Source organism: Arthrobacter sp. 05T45 (assembly GCF_056395875.1).
On record NZ_JBFTKI010000034.1, the window covers coordinates 1 to 24,551 of the forward strand.

Below are 24,551 nucleotides of genomic sequence, written 5' to 3' on the forward strand. Positions count from 1 at the left end.
GGATTGGCCGCCTCCGGTTCCCAGCATTTCCGCTGGTCTCCCTCGCGGCGACTTAGAAAACAATACACCCACCACGCCCCCACCGCAACTCCACCCCCCACACCCACCCCACCACCCAAAAACCCCGCCACCACAACCCAAAACCACCCAACCAGGCCCGCCGGCGTCGTAAGCCCGCAGTGTGTGGTGCGTCACCGCCGAAGGGAACAGTGGGGGGCGTGAAACCGCCAAGTCCTTAAACGCGAGAAGGGCCGGCAACCAAATGGTTGCCGGCCCTTCTTCAAGCCACTGGCTTCAGGAGTCCTGAATTACCAGGAAGACTTCGTGATGCCCGGGAGCTCACCGCGGTGAGCCATGTCGCGGAAGCGAACACGGGAGATGCCGAACTTCTGGAAGGTACCGCGCGGACGGCCATCGATGATGTCGCGGTTACGCAGACGTACCGGCGAGGCGTTGCGGGGCAGCTTCTGCAGGCCGAGGCGAGCAGCTTCGCGTACTTCGTCGGTTGAGTTGGGATCAACCAGAGCCTTCTTCAGTTCGAGGCGCTTTGCAGCGTAACGCTCGACGATGACTTTACGCTGTTCGTTCTTAGCGATCATTGACTTCTTAGCCATGTGTTTAGCGCTCCTCTCGGAATTCGACGTGCTGGCGGATTTTGGGGTCGTACTTCTTCAGGACCAGACGGTCCGGGTCGTTACGACGGTTCTTGCGCGTCACGTAGGTGTAGCCCGTGCCCGCGGTCGACTTCAGCTTGATGATCGGACGTACGTCCTTATCCTTTGCCATTAGAGCTTCACTCCTCGTGCCAGGATGGCGGCGACGACTACGTCAATGCCGCGGACGTCGATGGTCTTGATGCCACGAGCAGAAACCTGCAGCGTGACATTACGGCGCAGGGACGGAACCCAGTAGCGCTTCTTCTGGATGTTCGGGTCGAACCGGCGCTTGTTGCGACGGTGCGAGTGCGAAATGCTGTGTCCAAAGCCCGGCTCGGCTCCGGTCACCTGGCAGTGTGCTGCCATGACGACTCTCCTCAAAAAAATAAATGAAACGGCTAACGGAGTTCCCGTTGACCGTGCGTTGGGCGGCGTCCGCATCCGGCTCCCTCCCCCAGCCGTCGTTGTCCGCGGGATTCAGGCAGACGGCACAAACCGTCTGCTTCCTCACTGCGGCGAAGATTGTGGGCCACGGGCACCTGGCGCCGGCGATCTGTTGGACCGTCATTGCGAAGTGCCGGGATGCTGGGCGAATACAGGAATGCGCGCAACTTGAGCCCCTAACTACCGGCCTCCAGGACCGTCGATTTTTCAGACGGGTCCTGCCAACCGGAGCAATTGCGCACGCTCCGCGCCACCTAGCGCCTACCAAGTCTACGAGTTCGGCGATTTAAAGACCAATCCGGCGCTGAATGGTGTATGGGGCAGTGCCCCACAGCCAGGGCAGGCGTCGGGCCGGTGCCCTCCCGAGTCATATGCCCGACGAAGGCTTTTCACAGCGAAATGATAGGCAGGGGAGCAATTCTGGATCCATGAACACACAACTTCTGACGAACCGTCCCGGGATTCGCCGCAGCTCCGGCGGCGCTGTGAACCCCTTCAGGGCGCAGTACCGCCGGCGGTTGCTAAGAGCGGATCTGCTGACGATCCTTTTCTGGACGTCGCTGGCCGGCGCGGTCGCCTTGTGGCTGGCCGACGGCGGAATGGCCGGCTTCTCGACTCCAGCCGGTTCCTTCACAGCGCTGGGGATTGTGGCCGGCCTCGCCGGCATGGACCTGGTGCTTCTCATGCTGCTGCTGGCGGCCCGAATCCCACTCATCGACCAGACAGTCGGCCACGACCGCGCCCTTGAGTTTCACCGCAAGCTGGGCAAACCGGCCCTGTACCTGCTGCTGGCGCACGGAGTCCTCATTGCGATCGGCTACGGCATGGCGGAAGGGCTGGACCCCGTCAGCGAGTCGGTTGCCCTCTGGGTCCTTGTGCCTGACATGTGGCTGGCCTACATTTCCATGCTCCTGTTCATCGCCGTCGTCGTCACCTCCCTGGTAGCCGTCCGACGTCGGTTCCCTTACGAATTCTGGTACGCCGTCCACCTCCTGACATACGCGGCCGTCCTGACCTCGCTCCCCCACCAGTTCAGCGTGGGCGCTCTCTTTGCCGAGGGAACCTGGCAGCGCTGGTACTGGCTGGCCCTCTGCATCGCGACCGGCGCCGCGCTCCTCTACTACCGGGTGGTCCAGCCTGTGGTGGCAACACTCAGGCACCAGTTGACCGTCAAGCGCGTAGTGCGGGTGGCCCCCGGGGTGGTCAGCATTGAAATGTCCGGTCTTCGACTGGACGAGCTGACAGGCAGTGGCGGCCGGTTCTTTATCTGGCGGTTCCTGGCTCCGGGCCTGTGGTGGCATCCGCATCCGTTCAGCCTGTCCGCCGAACCCGTCCACTTCGACGCCGCCGGCCAGGGCACGCTGAGGATCACTGTCCGCAACCTGGGCAAGGGGTCATCCCAGCTGGCGTCGCTGAAGCCCGGCACCAAGGTGGCAGTGGAGGGACCGTACGGGCTGTTCAGCACGTCCGCCCGGAGCCGCACCCATGTGGTCATGGTGGGAGCCGGAATTGGCATCACGCCGGTTCGTGCCCTGCTGGAGAGCACGCCATTCCAGCCCGGCAACGCCACTGTCATCCTCCGCGGCCACAGCGAATCCGAGCTCTACCTGGGCGAGGAGATCCTCGATCTCTGCCGGCGCCGCGGCGCCACGCTCTTCCACTTGACCGGCTCCCGCCCGGCCGGCATCCAGACCTGGCTTCCGGAGCACGCCGCCCGTGCCGGCCACCGGCTTGCCAGTTATGACCCGAAGATCGCCGACGCCGACGTGTACGTCTGCGGCCCCTCCGCCTGGGCAGACAACGTGCTTGAAGACGCCCGCGCAGCCGGCGTCCGGGAAGACCAAATCCACTACGAAAGGTTCGACTGGTGAGAACCCGCGCAGCAGTTTCAGCCGCCCTGGCCTCCGCCGGCATCCTCATCGCCGGCTGGCAGTCCGGCGTCCATGTAGCCGATACCGGCAGCTCCGTCGCAAGCGCGGCCGCCGGGACCACCGGGTCCACGGGTTCGTCTGGCTCAAGCGGAACGTCCGGGTCCACGGGTTCTTCCGGCTCAAGCGGAACGTCCGGCTCCACGGGTTCGTCCGGCTCAAGCGGAACGTCCGGCGCGTCGGGTGCGGGCACCTCAGGGGCCTCGGCCAAGGCCGTAGGCACGTACCCTGGCTCGGTCGTCCAGACCCGGTTCGGCTCCGTGCAGGTGCAAATCACGGTTCAAGCCGGAAAGATCACCGACGTCACGGCGCTGCAGCTGACCGATGCTGAACGAAAGTCCGTGCAGATCAGCAACCGGGCCGCCCCGCTCCTGCGCGCCGAAGTGCTCCAATCCCAATCCGCGGATGTGCAGACCATCAGTGGTGCCACGGTGACTTCCGAGGCGTACTTGAACTCCCTGCAGGCGGCCCTCGATGCAGCCAACCTCTGAGCTGGGCGGCTCTGCCCTGCGGGCCAGGACGTTTGGCTCGATGGGCACAGTCATCAGCCTGACCGTTCCAGCGGGGGCCGTCCCGGAAACTGTGGGCGGGGAGGGCGGGCTCGACGCCGCAAGCGCCGCCGTCGAGCGCGTCTTTGCCGGGTTGGACGAAACCTTCAGCCTGTACCGCCCCGATTCGGAGGCGAGCCGGCTGGCGCGCGGCGAGCTTTCCCTGCGGGACTCATCCGCCGCGATGCGGGACCGCTACGCGGAGGCGCTCGGCTGGCGGCTCAGGACGGAGGGCGCGTTCTCCCCGGAGCGGCCCGACGGTGTGCTGGACCTTTCGGGGCTTATCAAGGGCTACGCGATCGGGCAGGCCGGTGAGGCGTTGCGGAGCCGCGGGATCACCGACTGGTGCCTGAATGCCGGCGGCGACGTGTTGGTGATGGGCTCGCCCGTGCCGGGCAGCGGAACCGCGTGGGCGGCCGGCGTCGTTGACCCGCTGGACCGCTCGGCGCTGCTTGCCGCCTACGAGCTGGGCGGACCTGGCCCCCGGTGCGCCCTTGCGACGTCGGGCTCAGCGGAGCGGGGTGACCATATCTGGGCAGCAGGAGCCGGAAGCCGGGCCGCGGGCTCATCCGGCGCAGGGTTCGCCCAGGTCTCCGTGGCCGCGGCAGACATTGTCACCGCCGATGTGCTCGCGACGGCGATCGTGGCCGGCGGGACCGCGATGCTGCACCGGGCCACGGACGGTTGGGAGATCGATGTCCTCGCCGTCCGCCGCAACGGGGAACTGCTCGCGACGCCGGGGTTCCGCGCCTAGGGTGCCGTTCTACAGGTGGGTCAGCTGGCCGTACTTCGGCTCCAGGCCGTCGCCGGACGACTTGCCGGTGACGCGCCGGACAACCCACGGGCCGGCGAATTCGCGGACCCACCGGGCATTCGCGCGGAGGGCGTCCACCCGGCTCAGCTCGGGAACCGGCGTCATGGGCGGGACGTCAATCGAGTGCTCGTGTGCCAGCACCGTGAGGACGCGCTTGGCCATGTTCGCGTGGCCGGCGGCAGACATGTGCATCCGGTCCGTGGCCCACATGCCCCAGTCGTAGTACTCGCTGAAACGCCAGTAGTCGACCAGCAGGGCCCCGTGGTCCCCGGCGATGCCGCGAACCAGTTCGTTGTAGATGGCCGTACGGCCGCGCATGGTGCCGAAAATCTTGGAGCCCCGCGCGTCGAAGCCGGTGAACATCACCACGGTGGCCCCGGTGGCCGCGAGCTTGCGGATCCCGGCATCGTATTCGGCCAGCAGGTCATCGATGTCGACCTTGGGCCGGAGGATGTCGTTGGCGCCAGCGTAGATGCTGACCAGGGTGGGATTGACGGCGACGGCGGCATCGACCTGTTCGGCCAGGATCTGGCGGAGTTTCCGTCCGCGGATGGCAAGATTCGCGTACCCGAAGCCGGGATCGGCGGCGCCAAGCCCCTCTGCCACCCGGTCCGCCCAGCCCCGGACGCCGTTGGGCCGGGTAGGGTCGTCGTCGCCGACGCCTTCCGTAAAGGAGTCTCCAAGGGCAACGTAGCGGGACGTGAAATCCATGGATCCAGTCTGCCAGCAGTTGCCGTGAGCAACAAAGACGGGGGAGTCCGACGTCGGACTGCGGCGCCCTCGGCTGTCGCGCTTAGATGTCGCGCAGGATCCAGTGGTCGTCGTCGAGTCGGGCCACGATCTTTTCGCCGATCCGGGCCAGGTCCGCGACGTCCTCGGGGCTCAGGGCGTCGAGGAACAGTGAGCGGACCGCCTCAACATGGCCCGGGGCGAGTTTCACAATCGTCTGCATCCCGGCATCGGTCAGGTGGGCAGTGGTCACGCGGGCGTCGCCCGGGTGCGGCCTGCGCTCCAGCCAGCCGCGGTTCTGCAGCTTGGTGACCACATGCGAGAGCCGGGACAGGGAGGCGCTGGTGCGCGCGGCGAGCTCACTCATGGGCAGGAAGCGCCCTTCGGCCTCGGAAAGCATCGCCAGCACGTTGTAGTCGAACAGGGAAAGCTTGCCCGCGGCGTGGAGCTGGGTGTCCAGGGCGGCCGGCAGCATGGTGTTGATGCTGAGCTGGGCCAGCCAGGCCCGTCGTTCGTCGGCGTTGAGCCAGCGGGGTTCGGTCATGACTACATTCTAGGAGACTGGAAGCTTGACGATTCAACTTCAGCCGGGCATTTCCGGAAAACTTCCCGCCTGTCCGTGGCCAGCTACCGGTAGGCTGGCCGCATGTACGTAGTCTCCCTGACATACAAAGTCCCCGAGGACATTGTGGAGTTCCATCTTCCGGCGCACGTGACGTGGCTGCAGGCAGCCTTCGACGACGGCGTCTTCATGGTCGCGGGGCGCAAAATCCCCCGCACCGGCGGTCTGTTGCTCTCGAACGCGGACCGGGCCAGCCTTGACGCCGCCCTGGCCAAGGACCCGTTCTACGTCAACGGTGTGGCTGAATTCGAGGTCATGGAGTTCCACGCCAACAGGGTGGCTCCGGGCTACGAAAACCTGCTGGACAGCTGAGTCCCGGCGGCTACCCGGCGCCGGGCTGGCCGCTGGCGCGCTGGTCGGGCAGCAGTTTCTTCAGGCCGCCCTTGCGCGGGACCCGCACGGGTTCGGGCCAGCGCGGCCGGAGCTGATCGCCGAGGGTTACGCCGCGGAGCTTCCGCCCGAACAACGGCAATACCCAGTCGCGGACCCAGCGGCGCTGCCGGCGTTCCCACTCCCGCAGGCCCGGTTTCACGGGCGGCTCCCATTCCCTGGGTTTGATCTTGTGCGGCACGCCGAGGTGGTCCAGGACCTGTGAGGCGAGGTATTTGTGGCCTGCCTTGGACATATGCAGCCGGTCCGAATCCCACATCCGCGGGTCATGGAAGGCGTCGAAGCACCAGTAGTCCACCAGCACCGCGCCGTAGCGGCCGGCGATCTCGCGGACGCGCCGGTTATAGAAGGCGTTGCGTTTCTTCAGCGGCTCCAGCAGCGCCGAGACCTTGACGTCGAAGCCGGTGAAGAGCACCAGCGTTGCCCCCGTGCCGGCGAGCGCAGCCACCAGGGACTCGTAGTCCCGCATGAGGGCCCCGATGTCCGTGCCGAAATCCAGGATGTCGTTGCCGCCCGCGTAGAGCGTGACGAGGGTCGGCTCCATGGCCACGGCGGGACCAAGCTGTTCGCCGGCGATGTGGCGCAGCCGTTTGCTGCGGATGGCCAGATTGGCGTACTCCCACCCCGGCTGCTCCTTGGCCAGCCCCTCCGCAACCCGGTCTGCCCAGCCCCGCACGCCGTTGGGGAGGCGGGGATCGTAGTCCCCCACGCCCTCGGTGAAGGAATCCCCCAAGGCAACAAAGACCCGCCGCCCGCCTCGATCCGGAAGCAAAGGAACTGAACCCATCCGTCCAAACTAACCCCCGCAAAAAGCGGCCAGGGAAAGGGAGAGTTAACCCAAGATGACCGGCCGAGCGAGCCGCAACCGCAACCGCAACCGCAACCGGCGAGTGTCCTTAATGTCACCCGGGCCGCACTGAAGGTAACCCACCCCCAAGACCGCAATCGCCGCTTTGCAAAGGAGCGCATCGCCGACTAAGGCCGCCCGGAGGCCGCCCGCGGCCGAACGAGGCGGCGGGAGGAAGGGCGGACCCGAGGGCCCCGAACTGAGCTTGCGAAGTTTGGGAAGGGTCCAACCGCTAAGCGACGGCAAAACTGGGATTGCGGGCGAAGCCGCACAGCAACCTGCACAACGGGAGCGACGGCAAAGGAGCGGTGGCGGGCGTAAGCCCGGAAGGACCTGCGGGAGCGTCGGGGCAAGAGCCGCAGGACCTGCGGGAGCGTCGGTTAGAGCTCAGCTTTCCCCTGCCGCCAGTACCCCATGAACGCGACCTGTTTCCGGTCAATCCCCACGTCCCGCACCAAGTACCGCCGCAACTCCTTGACGGTGCCCGCTTCGCCGGCGATCCAGGCGTAGAACGGCAGTGCCCCGGCGGGCTTGTCCGGGTTCTTGCCGGCTCCGATCATCGCGGCGTCCATCCGGGCGGGGGTCTCCCAGAGGATGTCCTGGTCCACGTTCACGTCATCGGGTTCGGGCCCTGCCCCGCCGCTGGCCGCAGAATCAGAGGGCGGCCGGAGGCCGACCCAGCCGGGTTCGGGAACAGCGGCGCGGACGGCTTCCTGCAGGAGTTCGCCGTGCGGACGTGAGCGGCCGATCGAGGCGCCGCGTGCCAGCCAGGTGATTTCGACGTCGGCGTCGGACCTCAGGTCCAGGAAGTCGCCGGGCTCGGGGACCTCCAGGAACGCATGTCCGCTGATATACGACGGGAGGCTTTCAAGGATGGCGCTGATGGCCGGGACAGCGGTCTCGTCACCGGCAAGCAGTACGCGCTGGGCCAGACCCGGCCGCCATTCGATGCCGGAGTAGGTCTCCGCCGTGACACAGTGCGCCGCCCGGTTGTTGGGTCCAATGAGGGTGAGGGCGTCGCCGGGCCTGGCGTTCAGGGCCCAGTTCGCGGCGGGTCCGCCGTTTCCGGCGGCGTCCAAGTGCATGACAAAGTCGACGTCGATCTCCGGATACACGGAATCGAGGCGTTCCTGCCGCACTGTGTAGGTGCGCATGGAGCCACGGATCGCGGGATCCATGGCCAGCCATTCCTGGTACCAGCCGGACTGCTCCGTGTGGAACACCGGCAGTGGCAGCTGGGTGCCGTCCCCGGCAAGGGACGGGATCATCAGCTTCACGCGCAGGTCCAGGGTTTCGCCGTGGACGCCGAAGCCACGCAGGGAGTACCCGCCGAAGGTGATCCGGCGGAAGTTGGGGCTGAGCTCCTGCACCGCGGCGACCGTCACGTCGAACGCCAGGGTCATTGGTTGGCTGGGCGGCTGGCTGCTTACCCCAGAGGGAGCACGGCGTATCCGCGACTGGCTGCTGCCTGCTGCAGTGCCGCCCGTTGCACTGCCGGCTGTTGCACTGCTGTTAACTGCCCTCATGGGACCAACTCCAGGGTTGCTGTTTCTGATTTTGGGAACTCGGCGTGGTGCCGGCCGAGCGGGATGATCAACGGCGTGCCGGAAATGGGGTCGGGCAGCACCCGCGAGTCCAGGCCGAAGACGTGTCGGACCAAGTCCTCGGTGACGACGTCGGTAGAGGTGCCCTCGGCCACGATCCTGCCGCCTTTCATGGCGATGACATGGTCCGCATACCGGGCCGCCAGGTTCAGGTCGTGCAGGACGATTGCCACGGTGGTGCCGCGGCGCCGGTTCAGGTCCGTGATCAGGTCCAGGACCTCCACCTGGTGGGCCAGATCCAGGTAGGTGGTTGGCTCGTCGAGCAGCAGAACGTCGGTTTCCTGGGCCAGCGCCATCGCGATCCAGACGCGCTGGCGCTGCCCGCCCGAGAGTTCGTCGACGTTGCGTTCGGCGAGCTCCAGCGTTTCGGTGGCTTCCAGCGCACGGTGCACAGCGAGATCGTCACCCGTGCTCCAGCTGCGGAAGAACCCCTGGTGCGGGTAGCGTCCGCGGCCAACGAGGTCCCGGACCAGAATGCCGTCGGGGGCGGTGGGGTGCTGCGGGAGCAGGCCGAGGATGCGGGCGAGTTCTTTGGCCGGGCGGGAATGGATGTCCTTGCCGTCCAGGGTCACGGTGCCGCCAGCCGGCTTCAGCAGCCTGGACAGGCCTCGGAGGAGCGTGGATTTACCGCAGGCGTTGGCGCCCACGATCATTGTCACCTTCCCCTCGGGAATCTCCGCCGTGAGGCCTTCCACCACCCGGCGCTGGTCGTACTGCAGCGTCAGGTCCTTGGCGTTGAGAACTGCCATGTCAGGCGTCCTTTCGGTTGGCCGTGACCAGGAGCCACAGCAGGAACGGTGCTCCCAGCGCGCCGGTGACCACACCGACGGGAAGGACGGTGCCGTCCAGCAGCAGGGGTGCGATGTTGGCGGCGAAGTAGTCGGCGGCGAGGACAATCAGGGCGCCGACGAACGCGCCGGCCGGAAGACTGGCCTTGCCCGTGAAGCGGCGCGCGATGGGGCCGGCCAGGAAGGCGACGAAGGCCACGGGCCCGGCAGCTGCAGTGGCGACGGCGGCAAGGGCGACGGCAACGGCCACCACGCCCAGCCGGGCGATGCCCACCCGGATGCCGAGCCCGGCGGCGGCGTCGTCTCCGAGTTCCAGGATGCGCAGCGGGCCGGCGAGGACGGCGGCGGCGGGCACCAGGACCAGCAGCGCCAGGGCCAGCACTCCGGCACGGTCCCAGCTGGCGGAATTCAGGGATCCGTTCAGCCAGATCAGGGCCTCGGCCGCGGTGCGGATATCGGCCCGCGTCATGAGGAAGTTGACCACGGCGTTCAATGCCGCGGCGATGCCGATGCCGGCCAGGATGAGCCGGCTTCCGGCTGTGTTGGAGTGATTGCCGCCGCCAGATCCGGGGGAACCGCTCCGCGAGATTGTGTAAATCAGGACGGCTACCGCCATGGCCCCGCACAGTGCCGCGCCGGACACCGCCGCTCCGGAGGCTCCGAAAACGACGATGGCGGTGACGGCGGCCGCGCTGGCCCCGTAGCTGATGCCGATCACGTCGGGACTGGCCAGTGGATTGCGCAGCATCGTCTGGAACAGGGTGCCCGAGAGCCCGAAGGCAATGCCGATCATGGTGCCGATGACTGCCCGCGGCAGCTTGGTTTCCATCACGATGAAGCTGGCGCCGGGGATCCTCTCGCCACCGGTGAGGTGGGCCGTGAGGATCCTGACGAAGTCCGGGACGGTGACGGTGTAGCTGCCCAGCAGGATGCTGACGGCGAGGAGCACAACGACGGCGAAGGCCAGCAGGGCCGTCCGGCCCATCGACACACGGCCCATCAGCACACGGCCCATCAGCGCACTGCGCAGCGGCCCCCCATTGGCGCGGACCGGGCCGGCCGGTTCGGCCAGTTCGCGCTCGGCGGGTGCGTTCTCCCCCAGCTCGCGCCTGACGTTGGCGAGGTCTGCTTTGCTCACAGCCCTGCCCCCTTCCCGCGGCGGACCAGCCACACAAAGACAGGCGCACCCACCAGCGCCGTCATGATGCCCGCCGGGACTTCGCCGGGCAACAGGATGACACGGCCCACCACGTCCGACAGCAGGAGCAGCACCGGTGCCAGGACCAGCGAGAACGGCAGGATCCAGCGGTAGTCCGGGCCGGTCAGGAAGCGGACGGCGTGCGGAACCACCAGGCCGACGAATCCGATCGGCCCGGCCAGCGCCGTGGCCGAGCCGCAGAGCAGCACAATGCCCAGCGCGGTGACGGCGCGGACCAGTCCGACGCGCTGGCCCAGGCCGCGGGCGATGTCATCCCCGAGGGCCAGGCTGTTAAGGATCCGTCCGGTGAACAGCACAATCAGCGCCCCGGCGGCCAGGAACGGCAGCCCGGGCAGCACCACAGACCAGTCCCGGCCGGCGATCCCTCCCACCTGCCAGAAGCGAAACCGGTCCAGGGTGTCCTGGCTGGAGACCAGGACGACGTTCATCAGCGAATACAGCCCCGCGCTCAGGGCCGCGCCGGCCAGTGCCAGTTTGACCGGCGTCGCGCCTTCCCTGCCAAGTGACGCGATCAGGTAGACGACGACGGCGGCTGCCGCGGAGCCGATGAACGCGAACCAGATGTAGCCGGTCAGCGACGAGACGCCGAAGACGTAGATCCCGGTGACGACGGCGAGGGCCGCGCCGGCGTTGACACCGATGATCCCCGGGTCCGCGAGCGGGTTGCGGGCCACCCCCTGCATGGCCGCGCCGGCCAGTCCGAGGGCGCCGCCGGCCAACAGACCCAGCACGGTGCGGGGGATGCGGGCGTGGATGACGGCGTGGTCGCCGTCGGCGGGGTCGAACTGCGTCAGGGCCTGCCAGACGGTGCCGAGCGGCACTCCGCGGGCACCCACAGCCAGGGACGCCGCGCAGACCAGGACAAGGACGACGACGGCGGCCAGCAGCCAGGCGGCCTGCTTGGCGGCGGCTTTCCTCCCGGCGGGGGCGACAGGTGCGCCGGGCACACTGCCGGCGGGCGCCGTCGCCGTACTGATTGTCATGGAAGCGTGTTACTTCGCTGCGGCGGCGACTTTGTCCGCGGCGCCGGCCAGCTGCGGCAGGAACGTATCCAGGGACCACGGCAGGCTCAGCGGCGAGGAAGCGGAGATGGACAGGGTCAGCGTGTTGTTCGAGTCGGCAACCAGCGCGCCGGTCTTGACGGCCGGGATCTGGCCCAGCAGCGGGTCAGCCTTGATGGAGTCGGTGGTGGCGGCATCCGGCACCCAGGTCACGAAGATGTCCGAGGTGAGTTCGTTGGCCTTTTCGGCGGACCACGGGATGAAGAATTCCTTGGAGCCCTTGGAGTTGTCCTCGACAACGGATGCGAGCTTCATGCCGATTTCGTTGAGGAAGCGGGGACGGTTGTCGTTGGCGGTGTAGACGTTGACGCCGTCGCTCTTGTCCGGTTCCAGGTTGCCGTAGATGAAGGACTTTCCGGCGATCTGGGGGTACTTGGAGACCTTGTCCTTGATCGTGGCCTCGGTGTCGGAGACCAGCTTGGCGGCTTCGACTTCCTTGCCAAGGGCCTTGCCGATGATGGTGGTGGAGTCCTGCCACGGCGTGCCGTAGGCCAGCTCCGGGTGCGCCACGACGGGGGCGATCTCGCTGAGCTTCTTGTAGTCCTCCTCCGTTAGGCCGGAGTAGGCGCCGAGGATGACGTCCGGGTTCAGCTTGGCGATCTCGGTGAAGTTGATGCCGTCAGCCTCGGAGAACTGGACGGGAGCCTTCGCGGAACCGAACCCGGCGCCGAGCTCTTCCAGCGCGGCGTCCTTCCAAGGTGTGGAGCCCTTGTCGTTACCGCCCCATTCGTTCTTGGGCACGCCCACGGGAACCACGCCGAGGGCGATCGCGACGTCGTCGTTGACCCAGGAAACGGTGACTACGCGCTTGGGCTGTTCTTTGATGGTGGTCTCGCCGAAGACGTGCTTGATGGTCACCGGGAAGACGGTGCTGGCCGGCTGGGAGGGAGCGTCCGCCGCCGTCGAGCCGGCAGGTCCGGTAGAGCAGGCGGTCAGGGTCAGCGCGACGGCGGCCAGGAGGGCTGCGGCCCGCCCTGCGCTCTTGCGGAGGCGGCGGCCGGCGGGGCGGCCGCCTGAACGGGTGAAAAGGGCGGAAGCCACGGAACTCCTTAGGTAAGTGATGCAAACCTAAGTAAGGCTAGCCTATCCTTTGTATAATTAAGAAAGGTTTGAGTAACGTAATTGTCTCAATTGCCCTTTGAAGTGCACCGGAGCATCGATGCGCCCCTCGTTGCACTACTCAAGGCCCAGCCGCCGGGTGCGGAATGCGAACTGGACACGAATCCCGGGCTTTGCAAGGATGGGCTCGCCGGATAATCGGAACCGGTGATGTATTGGGACGGGGGAAGTGAGCATGGACATCGCGACGATGACTGTTGCCACGGTTAGCGGGGTGGCCGCTGTGGCCTGCTACGCGCCCGCGCTCCTGCCAGCCCCGCCCGCGCAGGCCCTTCCCGCGAAGTCCCGGACCAGCACGGACTAGTCCCGCGAGACGCCTTGCCCCACACCGGAGTTGCAGGCTGGCAGTCTTCTGCCCACAATCCGCCTGGCGCGCCGCGCGCCCGTCTGGCCGGAGCCATCCGATTTTCGAAAGTGTCCGTCATGCAAAAATTCACGGCGCAGCAGATCCGCTCGTCCTTCATCAACGCGAGCCGCTCAGAAGCCGCCAAACTCAATCTGCCCAAGAGCTTCGACACCCTGGACTGGGAAGCATTGGACTTCCTGGCCTGGCGAGACGCGAAGATGCCCCTCCGCGGCTATCTCGTGGTGCAGGGGCCGAAGGGTCCCACCGGCATCATGCTCCGGGCCCCTGAAGGCGGGGCCAAGAAGAACCGTTCCGTGCTCTGCGAGCTGTGCCGGGACGTGTTCTCCAAGGACGACGTCCTGCTGTGGGTGGCCAAGCGCGCCGGGCAGTCCGGCCGCAACGGCAACACGCTGGGCACCCTGATCTGCGCCGATTTCCTGTGCTGCCGCAATGTCAGGGTGGAGCCTGCGGCCAACGAGATCAACCCGGACCCGGCCGCGGTCGTGCTGCGGCAGATCGAAGGGCTGGTGGCCCGCACGGCCCAGTTCGTGGAGCGCGTCCAAGGCAATTAGCCCCGACACAAGCAACGCGGGGTCACTTACGGCCCATTCCGGAGGCGTTTATGGGCCGTAAGTGACCCCGCGTTGCTTCAAGGGAGAGGGGTGAGGTCAGCGCAGGACGATGTCCACGGGGTTCGCCTCGGAGCGCCAGGTGCCCTCCGTGCCCGGACGTGCGGCGATCACCGGAGCCGTCAGGACGCCGGAACGGTTGGTGCGCTTGTCCCGGAGGATCTCCGTCACCGAGCCGAGGTGCCGGGAGAGGTCGATGACGTTCTCCGGCGCGGCCAGCAGGAGCTGGAAGCCGAACTCATGCAGCGCCTTGATGCCCGCGCCGGCGAATTCCTCCGAGGCGAGCACGAACGCCTCGTCCATCATGACCGTGCCGTACGTGGTGAAGCCCTGCTCGGCGATGCCCAGCTGGTAGCTCAGCGCCGCCGCCATGATGAATGCGGTGAAGCGCTGCCGCTCGCCACCGGACATGGAGCCGGTGTCCGCGTGCATGTAGACCTCGGTCTTCTTCGCGCCCTTCGCTGCCCACTTGGCACCGGCGCCCTTGGCACCGGCACCCTGGACTTCGCGGTGTTCCTTGCACTGGATGAACAGGTGGCCGCGGACGTCCAGCACTTCGGCCCGCCAGCGGCGGTCCTCCGGGGTCTGCGAGCCGAGCCGCTTCACGAGCGTTTCGAGCGACTTGTAGCGGGTGGTGAGCTCGGCGTCGTCGCCCCCCTCCGCCCCGGACGCAGCAGCGGACGCCGCAGCGGACGCTGCAGTAACAGCCTTCCCGGGCCGGGTGTGCCGGACCTTGAGCGCGTTCTGGATGGCGTCCTTGAACTGCTTCGCCGTCGCCGGCAGCGTCTGCTTGATGTCGAGTTCCAGGAAGCTGCCCTCGTGGAAGTTGACCTCGGACAGGATCCCGTTCAGCGGCAGGATGCGGCTCGTGATGGCGCGCCGCTCCTCGTCGAGCAGGTGCAGCAGGGTGGAAAAGGATTCGTGCGTCCGCTGGTTGAAGAACTGCCGGAACTCGGCCTCCTGGGCGGGCAGCCCGTCGCTGACAATCGCGTGGTAGCGGGACTCGAACTCCCCCGCGGCGCCGATCGAGGTGCCGTGGTCCGCGGATATCGCCGTGCCCCACTCCCGGACGAAGCCCTCGAAAATGCGGGTGAGGCGCTCCGAGGTGGCCTGCCCGCGGGACTCGGCGACGTGCAGTTCGGCCAGGAGCCTGGTGCGGACCTGGTTGGCGAGGTTGTCGAGTTCGTGCATCTCCAGGACGTCACCGAAGCCGGTGAAGTACGGTTCCAGCGCGGCGACGCCGGCGTCCGACGGCGGTGCCTGCGCCAGCCGGGTGCGTGCGGCATCGAGCAGCGCACCAGCGGCGGTCATGCGCGCATCGAGGGCCTTGTACTCGCTTTGCAGCACGGCCGCGGATTCGGTGCTGGACTGGTGCTTGTGCCGCGCGGCTTCGATGCTGGCGCGGAGCGGTTCGAGGTCGGCCTGTGCGGCGAGGGCGTCCTTGAGGCGCTTCTCGATCCGGGCGAGCTCCTCGCCGGCCACGGCGGCCGACACCTGTTCCCAGGGCCGGTGGTCCTCGGCCACCCGGCGCAAGGCTTCAAGCTGCCGGGTCATGCCTTGGTGCGACTCTTCCCGGCTTTGCGCCAGCTCGGCGGCCTTGGCCAGCTCCTGCTGCAGGTCCTCAACCTGGGCCGCCACCAGTTCGAGCTTGGCGGCATTGTCGAACCCGAGGACGTAGTCCTGGCGGGATGTGAAGCGGTCATCCTTTTCCACTGTGTGGCGGTTGCGCTTGACCACACCGCCCAGGCTCAGGCCCTTGTCCAGGCCGGCGAGCTCGTCCGGGTTTTCCACACACGGGTAGGCGAAGTCGAGGGCAATCCGTTCGCGGAGCCAGGCGCTGGACTGCGCAAGCGCCTGGGCGTGTGGCCCGGCCGGCAGCCCGGCATCGGTGAGGAAACTGAGCTTGGTCAGCAGGTCGCGATCGGCCACGTCCTCGACGGCCAGCGCGCCGCCGGCCAGGGGCCGGGAGACGTCCACGGCACGCAGCGCCCCGCGCACGGAATAGTCGTTGAGGTAACGGGTGACTGCCGCGAAGTGCTCGCCCGGGACCAGCAGCGTGGTGGCCAGGCTCCGCAGCGCGCGCTCGGCAGCCGGGCGCCACTGTTCCTGGCCCTCGGCAAGGTCGATCAGCTCGCCGCCGAAAGGCATCTGCTCCTCGGGCACGCCCGTGGCAGCGGCAATGGCGCTCCGGTTTTCAATGCTCGACGGCGGCAGCAACGATTTGCGCGTCTTCAGCGAGACGAGCTCCTGCTGGGCCGCGGCGAGTTCGCGCTTCCGGGTGGCGTGGCCATCAAAGGCTTCGAAGCGCAGTTCCTTGAGCGCCTCGGAATCGTCCTGGAGCTCAGCCGAGCGTGCCGCGGCGTGCTCGTGGGCCTGATCCCAGCCGGCGGCCGACCACTGCAGTTCCAGCCCGGCGTCGGTCAGCGCCTTGCGGGTCGATGCCTCGACTTCCTGCCGGAGCTTGAGCCCCACCCGGGCGTTCTCCAGGGACTGCTCGATCGCGGAAATCGCGTTGCCGCCCTGGTTGTTGTACTCGCCCTCCAGCTGGCGCAGTTCCTTGGCGAAGCCGTCACGGACAGCGCGTTCGGCGGCCAGGTCCGTGGCCTTCGCCTGGGCCAGCTCCTTCAGCCGCGCCAGGGTCTTCTCGTGGACTGTGACCGCGAGCTGCTGCCTGTAAGCCTCGAATTCCTCACCTGTTAGGTCCCGCAGCCGGTTCGCGTCCAGGAGCGCCTGCGCGTATTCCTTATTCAGCCCGGGGACGGGGGCCAGCTGGTCGCGCTGCTGCCGGACGTCCTCGAGGCGCTGCCGGATGGACATGAGGTTGCTGAATTCCTCGACGACGTCATCCGCCGCGGCCAGCGTGGCAGGGGCATCGAGGACCTGGTCGCGGAAGAAGGTGTTGACGCTGCCCCCGAGACCCTTGCCGGCCTGGATAACGCGCAGCAGCGGAAGGGCCTGATCCGAATTGATGCCGAGAAGCCGGCGGAATCGTTCGGCGAAGGCCTTGTGGACGTCGAAGATCTGGGCGTCCGGGAAGATCGCGTCCAGCGCAGACTTGGTGAACCGCTTCTCCGCGATGCCCTCGATCGCCGCGAGGTCCAGCGGCTTATTATCGATCACGTAGTACCGGCCGACGCTGGATTCCGTGCCGTTCTTGGGCAGGTCGAAAAGCGCCGAAACCGTCACCCGCGTGCCGGCGGCGTTGTCGAACGTCAGCGCGACGGCGGACCAGGTCGCGCCGGGGCGCTGGAACGCACTCGCCGAGCCCTCTCCCACGGCCTTGTCGCCTACCTTGCCGCGCATGTACGTGAACGTGGTGCGCTTGTCCTCGACAGCGCCGCCTGCCCGCTGTGCAGCCGCTTCGTTGGAGCGCGGACGGGCGTCGAAGACCCGAAGCATGGCATCGAACAGCGTGGACTTTCCGACGCCCGAATTGCCGGTCAGCAGTGTGCCGTTGCGGTCCACGTGCATCGTGTGGGCGCCATGGAATGTGCCCCAGTTGACCACCTGGACCAGGGCCAGGCGCATCTGGCCGGGGTTCGTGAGCTCACCCATGGGCAGCATGGTTGCGATGCTCACTTGGTCTCCTCGGCTTCTTCAGTGTGGCTGGGTGACGACGACGGCGATGCCGCCCCCGCCCCTGCGACGCGCAGCTGATCTTCGATCAGCTCAGCGCGCGGCTCCGACAGGCCCGATGCCACTCCCGGGGCGGCATCGCCGTCGTCGTTGTACGGGTCACCGTGGGCGTCCGCAGCGACTGCGGTGCCGCTGTTCACGTCACGTTCGGCGACGGCATCGCCGTCGTCGTCCGGGTCTTCCTCCGCGTTTGCCGAGGTGTCTGTGTCGAGCTCCAGGAGCGGCTCCGTTCCCGACTGGTCTGTGCTGGCTGCCACCAGGGCTTCGATTTGGGCCGGGATGTCGCCGATGTTTTCGAACGGCAGGGCCAGCGGGAGGGCGTTGGAGATGGTGTAGACCTCGTCCAGGCCCGTGGCGAGCAGGAGCTGGCGGGCCAGGAGCTTGGTGATGGCGCGATTGACGACGTCGGCATCGCGCAGGGCGTCCTGCTGGCCGGTGGGCTGGTAGTGGGCGACGAGTTCGGCGATTTCCTCGCGCGTGATCGTCGGGTCCGTCTGGGCGGTGACGTGCCGGTCCAGGAGCAGGCGCAGGCGGAGCAGGACGATGGTCTCGACCCGGCTCAGGGCACGCTGCTGGCGCAGGATACTGGAACGCGTACTGCCGCCGATCGCCTCGGGGTCAACCGGGCGCAGCACGGCGACCTTGCGCTCGTGGTCCAGTTGCAGCGTGAGGAAGAGTTCGGAGAGGCGGCTGCGCAGGATCAGCTGGTTGTCCAGGAGCGTGGTCCACAGCTTCTCGTCGCGGCCGCCGTCGATGTAGGGGCCCTTGAGCAGCTTCACGAGCGCCTGCCGCACCTTCATGGGCAGCACGCCGGTGTCGCCGGGGAAGAGCGCGGCGCCGTCGACGAACGTGTCCCGGGGGGTGACGATGAAGGGGTCGCTCCGGACGTGGGCGCCATCGCTGTCCGCAGGCGCAGACTCGGGCGCGGACTGCGGGTCCGACGCCGCGGTCTCTGCCAGGGTCTCGGTCGCGGTCTCCGCAGTGGTCTCTGCCGTGGTTTCTGTCGTGGTCTCGGTCACAGTCTCTTCAGTCATGGTCAATCCTTCGCGAGCGTGACGACGGGCAGGTAAGCGGTGCGGGTGGTGCCGTCGATTTGTTCGAATTCGATGGGGCCCCAGGTCCCCCGGTCGAAGCCGGCACCTTCGTGGAGGGTCTGCGACAACAGGGCCCGGATGGAGTTGATGTGGCGTTCCTCTGCCGGCAGCTGCGCCCAGGCCTCGGTAAGGGTTGAGGCCCCCGCGAGCGCGGCGCGGATGGCCTCCGGCTTGGCCTTGGCGGTCCGGGGCGAGCGCGCCCGGTCCGAGTCGGAGAACGCGATGGGGTCGGCCAGCTTGGGTGGAGCCGCGAATTCGTCAGGGTCGAAGAGCTTGACCATGGCCAGGGACTCGAAACCGGCGCTGAACAGCACCGGGCCGCGGACCAGGCCGGGCCGTTCGCGCTCGTACGGCAGGGTGCGGATCGCCTGCTCAGCCTCGCGCAGGACCTTCCGGAGCCGGACCGACTGCCGGAAGTCGTCACTTTGGACGTAGGTGTTGAGGCTCTCGCTGAGCTTGCCGTAGATCCGCTGGATCTGGCTGTGCTGGGTGCGGAGTTCGGCCACAAGGTTCTTGAGCGTCTCGCGTTCATCGTGGCTGAGCTCGTCCGCGAACTGCCGGCTCAGGACTTCGCCGATCGCCGACCGGAACCTCAGCTGCTGTTGCGGGTCCTCCAGGAACGCGGTGAAGGAGCGGAACGTCCGGCCTTCGGGGCTCTGCCGCAGCCGCTTGTCGGCCTCGAGCACCTGGGCCATGGTGGCGCCCTTGCTGAGCGATTCCTCGATGATCTGGTTGCGCAGCTCCCCCACGAGCTCTTCGATCCGGTCACGCATCTTCTTGTAGTCCGCGGGCAGGCTGGCCGCGAGATCGAGGATGTTGCCTGCCGCCTCCACGGCCTCGTCGTCGTCGAGCAGCCCGTCGAAATCGCCGGAGCTGATGTCTTCCATCAGCTGGCGGCGCTCGTCGATCTCCTCCTCGAGGGATTCAATGCGTGCGCTCTGGTCCGGGTTGGTCTCGTTGGCGAGCTTCTCGACGTCGCCCAGCAGTGTGCCGAGCCGGGAGCCGTTCAGCGTGGACCGCTCACTGGAGAGGCTGTCCAGGAAAGCCAGGACGCGGGCAGCAGGCTCCGTGACTTCGTAAACGATCTGGCCCGACTGGTTCCGGCGGGTCAGGAAGTTCTTGCGGGTCCATTCGTCCGCGTATTTCTTTCCGGAAAGTGTGCCGTTGGCCGAGCCGCTGTGCTGCTCTCCCGTGCCGGGGGCCTGCCGGCGGAGCTGCTCGAGGAAGGCGTCGACGTCGGCGTGGAACTGTTCCAGCGGCAGCTGGGCGCGCGTGCGGGTGAAGGAGGCCTGGAGCACGGCGATCACCCAAGGCGCCGAACGCGTCAGCGCCCAGGCAGGTCCCTTGGTAAGGAGCTCAAGGTCCCGGAGCCGGGTGCTGATGGCGTCGGCTGATGACACGGCGGAACGGGACACGCGCTCTCCTTCGGCTGCCAGGGGATGGTTTGGGGTGGCGTTGCGGGGCAGCGGATTCGAAAAACTGCCAGCTACAAGGTTAACGCAGGGCCCCGTCCGCATTTATCGTTGTCTGCTCCCCTATGTCGGCGCACACTGGAATGACCAGCCGAAGGGAGACGATCATGCGCAAGAGAACGATCTGGATCACGGGGGCGGCCTCTGCAGCGGTGGTGCTGGGGGGAGCGTCAATTGCGGTCGGGGCCACCCAGGCCAGGGATGTCTGGTCCGGAAGTGCGGGCGCCCTCACCGCCAAGATCGGGAACTTTGAGATCGGTGACGATTCCGATGGGCCGGCGCTCAGTGACGCCGACCGTGCCATGGCAACCAAGGCCGCGTTGGCGAAGGTGGGCCAGGGCAGCGTCACCGAAGTGGAGCGCGATGACGACTCCGGCGCGGCCTACGAGGTCGAGGTACGCCTCAACGACGGGTCCCAGGTCGAAGTCGCCCTCGGCGCGGACTTCCAGGTCATGAGCCAGAGCGCCCCTGAACACGACGAAGACTGACACCGGGCAGCCTCCCGGCACTGACAAGCGGTGCGACCCCCGCGATCGGTGAGGGTGCCGCAACCCCGCCGTGACCTACGCCCCGGTAGCATTTCGATCCCGTATCAAGAGGCCGCCACCGTCCAAGGACCCTAGTTCAGCCCGCCCACGGCACCCTACGCTCGGGCTACTGGTTCAACCGGAGCAATGGTGCAGGGGGAAGAATGCAGTTCGACCTAAGCGCAGTGGAAACCGGCACGATGGTGGTCATTGGAACCCTCGTGTTTGCCGTGATGATCGGCGCCTTCATGATGGTGTCCGCGTTCGCGGCCATGGTTTTGGTCGGTGTCGGCCGGCTCGCCTGGTACCTCGTGGCCGGCGCGGTGGTGGGCCTGGTCCACGGCATCAACCACGGTTGGGATCGGCTGGTTCACCACGCCTCAACGGTGGAGATGCCCGCCGATTTCCAGGTCGACTTCGGCACGGACTTCCGGTCCGACTTTCCGGGCCAGGCCTCCCCTAGCACAGGCACTTACCCGCGAGTAGTATTGCGGGACAGCTGAAGGGTCCTCCACCCGCGGCGGATCCAGGGCTCAAGCCGGTCACCCGGTTAGAGGAGATGCCCAGTGAGCTCCGCCATCGAAGATCCCGCCACCACACCCGGTACTCCAGCGTCAGGTTCTCCAACATCAGGCATTGAAATTCCGGCGGCCGCCGGGGCGCCTGAGCACGTCGGCCCCGACGCGACGGCCGCCGACGCCCGCGCCATTGCCGAGGCCGCCCGCGAAACCAATTGGAGCCAGCCCAGCTTCGCGAAGGGCCTCTACCTTGGCAGCTTCGATTTGTCGCTGATACATCCGTGGCCCGAGGCCCCCGCCGACGACGTCGAACGCGGCGAGGCGTTCATGGCCCGGCTGGCCGACTACTGCCGCACGATGTCCGGGCGCACCATCGAACGCGACGACCGGATCCCGGACGCCTATCTCAAAGGGCTCGCGGACCTCGGTGTGTTCGGAATGAAGATTCCCCGCGAATACGGCGGACTGGGCCTCACGCTCGTGTATTACGGCCGCGCACTGGCCCTGCTGGGCTCGGTGCACCCAAGCCTCGGCGCCCTGATCTCGGCGCACCAGTCGATCGGCGTCCCGGAGCCCGTCAAGGTCTTTGGCACTCCGGCCCAGAAGCGCGAATACCTGCCCCGCTGCGCCGCCGGCGCCGTCACCGCTTTCCTGCTCACCGAGCCCGACGTCGGCAGCGACCCCGCCCGGATGGGCAGCACGGCCGTCCTCTCCGACGACGGCGAGTCGTACCTCCTGGACGGCGTCAAGCTCTGGACCACCAACGGTGTTATCGCCGAGCTCGTCGTGGTCATGGCCCTCGTGCCGCCGCACACCGATGCGGACGGGACCGCCCACAAAGGCGGCATCAGCGCCTTCGTGGTCGAAATGGACACCCCTGGCATTACCGTGGAAAACCGCAACACCTTCATGGGGCTCCGCGGGATCGAAAACGGCGTCACCCGCTTCCACCAGGTCAGGGTCCCCGCTGCCAACCGGCTGGGCCGGGAAGGCCAGGGCCTGAAGATCGCCCTCACCACGTTGAACACGGGCCGGCTCTCCATCCCCGCGCTGTGCGTCGCCACGGGCCGGTGGAGCCTGAAGATCGCCCGCGAATGGTCCGACGCCCGCACCCAGTGGGGCCGGCCGATCGGCCAGCATGAGGCAGTGGGCAAGAAAATCGCCTTCATCGCCGCCAGCGCCTTCGCCCTGGACGCCGTGTTTGAACTCTCTGCGGAAATGGCCGACGCCGGGCAGAAAGACATCCGGATCGAGGCGGCCCTGGCCAAGCTGTGGTCCACGGAGATCAGCTGCCTCATCGCGGACGAACTCGTGCAGATCCGCGGCGGCCGGGGCTTTGAAACGGCGGACTCCCTCGAAGCCCGCGGCGAGCGCGCCGTCGCCGCGGAACAGCAGCTCCGCGATATGAGAATCAACAGGATCTTCGAGGGGTCCTCGGAAATCATGAGGTTGCTGATCGCCCGCGAGGCCGTGGACGCGCACCTGGCCGCCGCGGGAGACCTCGCCTCGGAGGATGCCCGCCTCTCCGACAAGGCGAAGGCCGCCGTCGGCGCCTCCGGTTTCTACGCGAAGTGGCTGCCCAAACTCGTGGCCGGCGCCGGCATGGACCCGCGCTCCTACAGCGACTTCGGCCGGCTCGCGAAACAGCTGCGCTACGTGGAGCGCTCCTCCCGGCGCCTCGCCCGGCAGACCTTCTACGGGATGGGCCGCTGGCAGGCCAAACTTGAGCACAAGCAGGCGTTCCTGGGCCGGATCGTGGACATCGGTGCGGAGCTGTTTGCCATGGCAGCCTGCTGTTCGCGCGCCGAGATGCTGCTGCGGACGCAGCCGGAACGCGGCGCCTCCGCGTACGAACTCGCCGAGGCGTACTGCGAACAGGCCCGTGTTCGCGTCGACGAATATTTCGACCGGCTGTGGCGGAACACCGACGACGCCGACCATGCCCTGGCCCGCAAGACACTGGCCGGGGACTACACCTGGCTGGAAGCCGGAATCCTCGACCAGTCTGAAGGGACCGGTCCATGGATCGCGGACGCCAGCCGGCGCGCCTCCGTCCGGGAGGACCTGCACCGCAAGTACCGCTGACGGGCCGCCGCCACGGATAGTAAGCATCCTTGCTAACCGGATTCCGCCGTGGTTAGGTTGACGCCAGACCGGCGTCTCCAGTGTGCCCGGTCATTCAGCGAAAGTGAGCAGCCCTCATGAGCAGCACCGCAGGCCCCGACGACAAGACGACACAACACGCCGCGCAGGACGACGCCACAACCCGCCCGGTGACAGCAGTCCGCCACGACGACCCCGTCCGCGACGCACCGGTCCGCGATGCTGTTCACGACACTGTCGTGGAAGAGATCCCCACGCGCGAGACGGTAGTGGCCCGCGAGAAGGAACAGTTCGGCGGCATCAAGGTCGGCTCGGCATTCTTCGGCTGGCTGACGGCCACGGGTACGGCCGTGCTGCTCACCGCGCTGGTCGCTGCCGGCGGTACCGCCGTCGGTCTGGCCACCAACACCGATGTGAACGACGCCGTCGACCAGGCCTCCAGCAATCAGACGGTCGGGCTGACCGGCATCATCGTGCTGCTCGTGATCCTCCTGGTCGCCTACTACTGCGGCGGATACGTCGCCGGGCGCATGGCCCGCTTCAACGGCGCCAGGCAGGGCTTCATGGTCTGGATCTGGGCCCTGATCGCCGCGATCGTCGTCGCCGTGCTGGGCCTGGTCGCCGGGCAGCGCTTCAACATCCTGGCCAACCTGAACAGCTTCCCGCGGATCCCGATCAACGAGGGCGAATTGAACACCCTGAGCATCATCGCGGCGATCGTCGTGGCCGCGGTGGCTTTGGTGGGCGCAGTGCTGGGCGGCCTCGCGGGAATGCGTTTCCACCGCAGGGTGGATCGGGCCGGCTTCAGCCCGGCAGCAACGGTTGAGAACCACCCCGTCAGGGACAACTCAGCCGGGCGCCCCTAGCCGCGACGGCGTCAGCCCCGGAAGGCTCAGCCAGCAACGACGCCATCTACGTAGTACCAGCGCCGGTCCAACCGCACAAAGCGGCTGGTTTCGCGGTGCAGGCCGCGTTCGCCCTCGTGCCGGTAGTGCGCCGCGAATTCCACCGTGCCTTCGCTGTCCAGCGGGCCACCGCGGCTGGTGGAGAGGATGTCCAGGCGTCGCCACTGCATGCCGGAATCAAACTCCAGCTCAGCGGGCCGAGTGTCCGGGTGCCAGGTCCGGAGCAGGTACCCCTTGTCGTGGACCACGAAGGCGCTGTACCGGGAGCGCATAAGCTGCTCCGCCGTAGGCGCCTCGGCGTCCCCGCGATGGAACCGGCCGCAGCAGTGCACATACGCCTCGCCCGACAGGCACGGGCAGTTCCCCTCATACGGCGCGGAATATGCCGCTTCCGGAATACTCACGGAGCGGTCCGTGCCAGATGCTCCGGCGGGCTCGGAATCGGCTGCTGCGGAGTGCGTCACAAGGTGTCCTTCCGGCGGGCCGGACGACGCCGGCGGGGCTGTCTCCGACTATAGACGCCCGGCCGGCGGTGCCCGTGCCCCGCCCGCG

Annotated in this window: 24 protein-coding genes and 1 pseudogene; 10 read left to right on the plus strand and 15 right to left on the minus strand. The window is 67.4% G+C overall.

Annotated elements, in window-relative coordinates; genetic code table 11:
- Positions 1 to 308 precede the first annotated feature (308 nt).
- From rpsN to rpmB, 3 genes are read right to left on the minus strand one after another with little or no spacing between them, the layout of a single operon-like run.
- Positions 309 to 614, minus strand: a complete 306-nt coding sequence (gene rpsN / locus AC1DGD_RS20640; RefSeq protein WP_026266887.1) for a 30S ribosomal protein S14 — start codon at positions 612 to 614, stop codon at positions 309 to 311.
- A gap of 4 nt (positions 615 to 618) precedes the next feature.
- Positions 619 to 786 carry a 50S ribosomal protein L33 gene (rpmG, locus tag AC1DGD_RS20645; protein WP_003798558.1) on the minus strand — a complete coding sequence of 56 codons (168 nt, stop codon included), beginning with the start codon at positions 784 to 786 and terminating at the stop codon, positions 619 to 621.
- Positions 786 to 1,022 (minus strand): 50S ribosomal protein L28, encoded by a 237-nt coding sequence (rpmB, locus tag AC1DGD_RS20650; protein WP_011693744.1) that lies wholly within the window; start codon positions 1,020 to 1,022, stop codon positions 786 to 788. The genes rpmG and rpmB overlap by 1 nt, the downstream gene beginning before the upstream one ends.
- Before the next feature lie 506 nt (positions 1,023 to 1,528).
- On the opposite strand from rpmB, the gene AC1DGD_RS20655 reads away from it, so the two are divergent.
- From AC1DGD_RS20655 to AC1DGD_RS20665, 3 genes are read left to right on the plus strand one after another with little or no spacing between them, the layout of a single operon-like run.
- Positions 1,529 to 2,971, plus strand: a complete 1,443-nt coding sequence (locus AC1DGD_RS20655) for a ferredoxin reductase family protein (protein WP_476858069.1) — start codon at positions 1,529 to 1,531, stop codon at positions 2,969 to 2,971.
- Positions 2,968 to 3,519, plus strand: coding sequence for an FMN-binding protein (locus tag AC1DGD_RS20660; protein ID WP_476858070.1), 552 nt, complete (start codon positions 2,968 to 2,970; stop codon positions 3,517 to 3,519). The genes AC1DGD_RS20655 and AC1DGD_RS20660 overlap by 4 nt, the downstream gene beginning before the upstream one ends.
- A 40-nt stretch (positions 3,520 to 3,559) precedes the next feature.
- Positions 3,560 to 4,330 carry an FAD:protein FMN transferase gene (locus AC1DGD_RS20665; RefSeq protein WP_476858096.1) on the plus strand — a complete coding sequence of 257 codons (771 nt, stop codon included), beginning with the start codon at positions 3,560 to 3,562 and terminating at the stop codon, positions 4,328 to 4,330.
- A 9-nt stretch (positions 4,331 to 4,339) separates the two neighbouring features.
- On the opposite strand, the gene AC1DGD_RS20670 is transcribed toward AC1DGD_RS20665, so the two are convergent.
- Both AC1DGD_RS20670 and AC1DGD_RS20675 read right to left on the minus strand, forming a co-directional pair.
- The gene (locus tag AC1DGD_RS20670) at positions 4,340 to 5,101 is read right to left on the minus strand and encodes an SGNH/GDSL hydrolase family protein (protein ID WP_476858071.1); all 762 of its coding nucleotides are present in this window, start codon (positions 5,099 to 5,101) and stop codon (positions 4,340 to 4,342) included.
- A gap of 82 nt (positions 5,102 to 5,183) precedes the next feature.
- Entirely contained in the window at positions 5,184 to 5,663 is a 480-nt protein-coding gene (locus AC1DGD_RS20675) for a MarR family winged helix-turn-helix transcriptional regulator (protein WP_223915074.1), read from the minus strand.
- 102 nt (positions 5,664 to 5,765) lie between these two features.
- Here AC1DGD_RS20675 and AC1DGD_RS20680 point away from each other — a divergent pair, with 102 nt between their 5' ends.
- Positions 5,766 to 6,053 carry a YciI family protein gene (locus tag AC1DGD_RS20680; protein WP_018776102.1) on the plus strand — a complete coding sequence of 96 codons (288 nt, stop codon included), beginning with the start codon at positions 5,766 to 5,768 and terminating at the stop codon, positions 6,051 to 6,053.
- A 10-nt stretch (positions 6,054 to 6,063) separates the two neighbouring features.
- On the opposite strand, the gene AC1DGD_RS20685 is transcribed toward AC1DGD_RS20680, so the two are convergent.
- From AC1DGD_RS20685 to AC1DGD_RS20710, 6 genes are all read right to left on the minus strand, one after another.
- On the minus strand, positions 6,064 to 6,918 hold the full coding sequence (locus AC1DGD_RS20685; RefSeq protein ID WP_476858072.1) for an SGNH/GDSL hydrolase family protein: 855 nt from the start codon (positions 6,916 to 6,918) through the stop codon (positions 6,064 to 6,066).
- 440 nt (positions 6,919 to 7,358) lie between these two features.
- The gene (locus tag AC1DGD_RS20690; protein WP_476858073.1) at positions 7,359 to 8,381 is read right to left on the minus strand and encodes a siderophore-interacting protein; all 1,023 of its coding nucleotides are present in this window, start codon (positions 8,379 to 8,381) and stop codon (positions 7,359 to 7,361) included.
- A 119-nt stretch (positions 8,382 to 8,500) separates the two neighbouring features.
- Positions 8,501 to 9,331 carry an ABC transporter ATP-binding protein gene (locus tag AC1DGD_RS20695; protein WP_476858074.1) on the minus strand — a complete coding sequence of 277 codons (831 nt, stop codon included), beginning with the start codon at positions 9,329 to 9,331 and terminating at the stop codon, positions 8,501 to 8,503.
- Between the two features lies 1 nt (position 9,332).
- Positions 9,333 to 10,370, minus strand: a complete 1,038-nt coding sequence (locus tag AC1DGD_RS20700; RefSeq protein WP_476858097.1) for a FecCD family ABC transporter permease — start codon at positions 10,368 to 10,370, stop codon at positions 9,333 to 9,335.
- Positions 10,371 to 10,504: 134 nt separating this feature from the next.
- Positions 10,505 to 11,572 carry a FecCD family ABC transporter permease gene (locus tag AC1DGD_RS20705; RefSeq protein ID WP_476858075.1) on the minus strand — a complete coding sequence of 356 codons (1,068 nt, stop codon included), beginning with the start codon at positions 11,570 to 11,572 and terminating at the stop codon, positions 10,505 to 10,507.
- A gap of 9 nt (positions 11,573 to 11,581) precedes the next feature.
- The gene (locus AC1DGD_RS20710; RefSeq protein WP_476858076.1) at positions 11,582 to 12,691 is read right to left on the minus strand and encodes an iron-siderophore ABC transporter substrate-binding protein; all 1,110 of its coding nucleotides are present in this window, start codon (positions 12,689 to 12,691) and stop codon (positions 11,582 to 11,584) included.
- 253 nt (positions 12,692 to 12,944) lie between these two features.
- Here AC1DGD_RS20710 and AC1DGD_RS20715 point away from each other — a divergent pair, with 253 nt between their 5' ends.
- Both AC1DGD_RS20715 and AC1DGD_RS20720 read left to right on the plus strand, forming a co-directional pair.
- Positions 12,945 to 13,073, plus strand: coding sequence for a hypothetical protein (locus tag AC1DGD_RS20715; protein WP_476851701.1), 129 nt, complete (start codon positions 12,945 to 12,947; stop codon positions 13,071 to 13,073).
- A gap of 119 nt (positions 13,074 to 13,192) precedes the next feature.
- Positions 13,193 to 13,687 carry an FBP domain-containing protein gene (locus AC1DGD_RS20720; RefSeq protein ID WP_476851702.1) on the plus strand — a complete coding sequence of 165 codons (495 nt, stop codon included), beginning with the start codon at positions 13,193 to 13,195 and terminating at the stop codon, positions 13,685 to 13,687.
- A gap of 96 nt (positions 13,688 to 13,783) precedes the next feature.
- Here the strand turns inward: AC1DGD_RS20720 and AC1DGD_RS20725 are convergent, their stop codons facing one another.
- From AC1DGD_RS20725 to AC1DGD_RS20735, 3 genes and pseudogenes are all read right to left on the minus strand, one after another.
- Entirely contained in the window at positions 13,784 to 17,323 is a 3,540-nt protein-coding gene (locus tag AC1DGD_RS20725) for an ATP-binding protein (protein ID WP_476858077.1), read from the minus strand.
- A gap of 212 nt (positions 17,324 to 17,535) precedes the next feature.
- A pseudogene (locus AC1DGD_RS20730) lies at positions 17,536 to 18,414 on the minus strand (DUF4194 domain-containing protein); the annotation flags it as partial.
- Positions 18,415 to 18,416: 2 nt separating this feature from the next.
- Positions 18,417 to 19,889: a DUF3375 family protein gene (locus tag AC1DGD_RS20735; protein WP_243178016.1), complete on the minus strand. Its 1,473-nt coding sequence runs from the start codon at positions 19,887 to 19,889 to the stop codon at positions 18,417 to 18,419.
- Positions 19,890 to 20,053: 164 nt separating this feature from the next.
- On the opposite strand from AC1DGD_RS20735, the gene AC1DGD_RS20740 reads away from it, so the two are divergent.
- The 4 genes from AC1DGD_RS20740 (at position 20,054) to AC1DGD_RS20755 (ending at position 23,960) form a co-directional block, all read left to right on the plus strand.
- On the plus strand, positions 20,054 to 20,434 hold the full coding sequence (locus AC1DGD_RS20740) for a PepSY domain-containing protein (protein ID WP_476858078.1): 381 nt from the start codon (positions 20,054 to 20,056) through the stop codon (positions 20,432 to 20,434).
- 203 nt (positions 20,435 to 20,637) lie between these two features.
- The gene (locus AC1DGD_RS20745) at positions 20,638 to 20,976 is read left to right on the plus strand and encodes a hypothetical protein (RefSeq protein ID WP_476858079.1); all 339 of its coding nucleotides are present in this window, start codon (positions 20,638 to 20,640) and stop codon (positions 20,974 to 20,976) included.
- Positions 20,977 to 21,039: 63 nt separating this feature from the next.
- Positions 21,040 to 23,076, plus strand: coding sequence for an acyl-CoA dehydrogenase family protein (locus AC1DGD_RS20750; RefSeq protein WP_476858080.1), 2,037 nt, complete (start codon positions 21,040 to 21,042; stop codon positions 23,074 to 23,076).
- 116 nt (positions 23,077 to 23,192) lie between these two features.
- On the plus strand, positions 23,193 to 23,960 hold the full coding sequence (locus AC1DGD_RS20755) for a hypothetical protein (protein ID WP_476858081.1): 768 nt from the start codon (positions 23,193 to 23,195) through the stop codon (positions 23,958 to 23,960).
- 26 nt (positions 23,961 to 23,986) lie between these two features.
- Here AC1DGD_RS20755 and AC1DGD_RS20760 read toward each other — a convergent pair whose 3' ends face one another.
- The gene (locus AC1DGD_RS20760) at positions 23,987 to 24,403 is read right to left on the minus strand and encodes a YchJ family protein (protein WP_476858098.1); all 417 of its coding nucleotides are present in this window, start codon (positions 24,401 to 24,403) and stop codon (positions 23,987 to 23,989) included.
- Between the last annotated feature and the right edge of the window lie 148 nt (positions 24,404 to 24,551).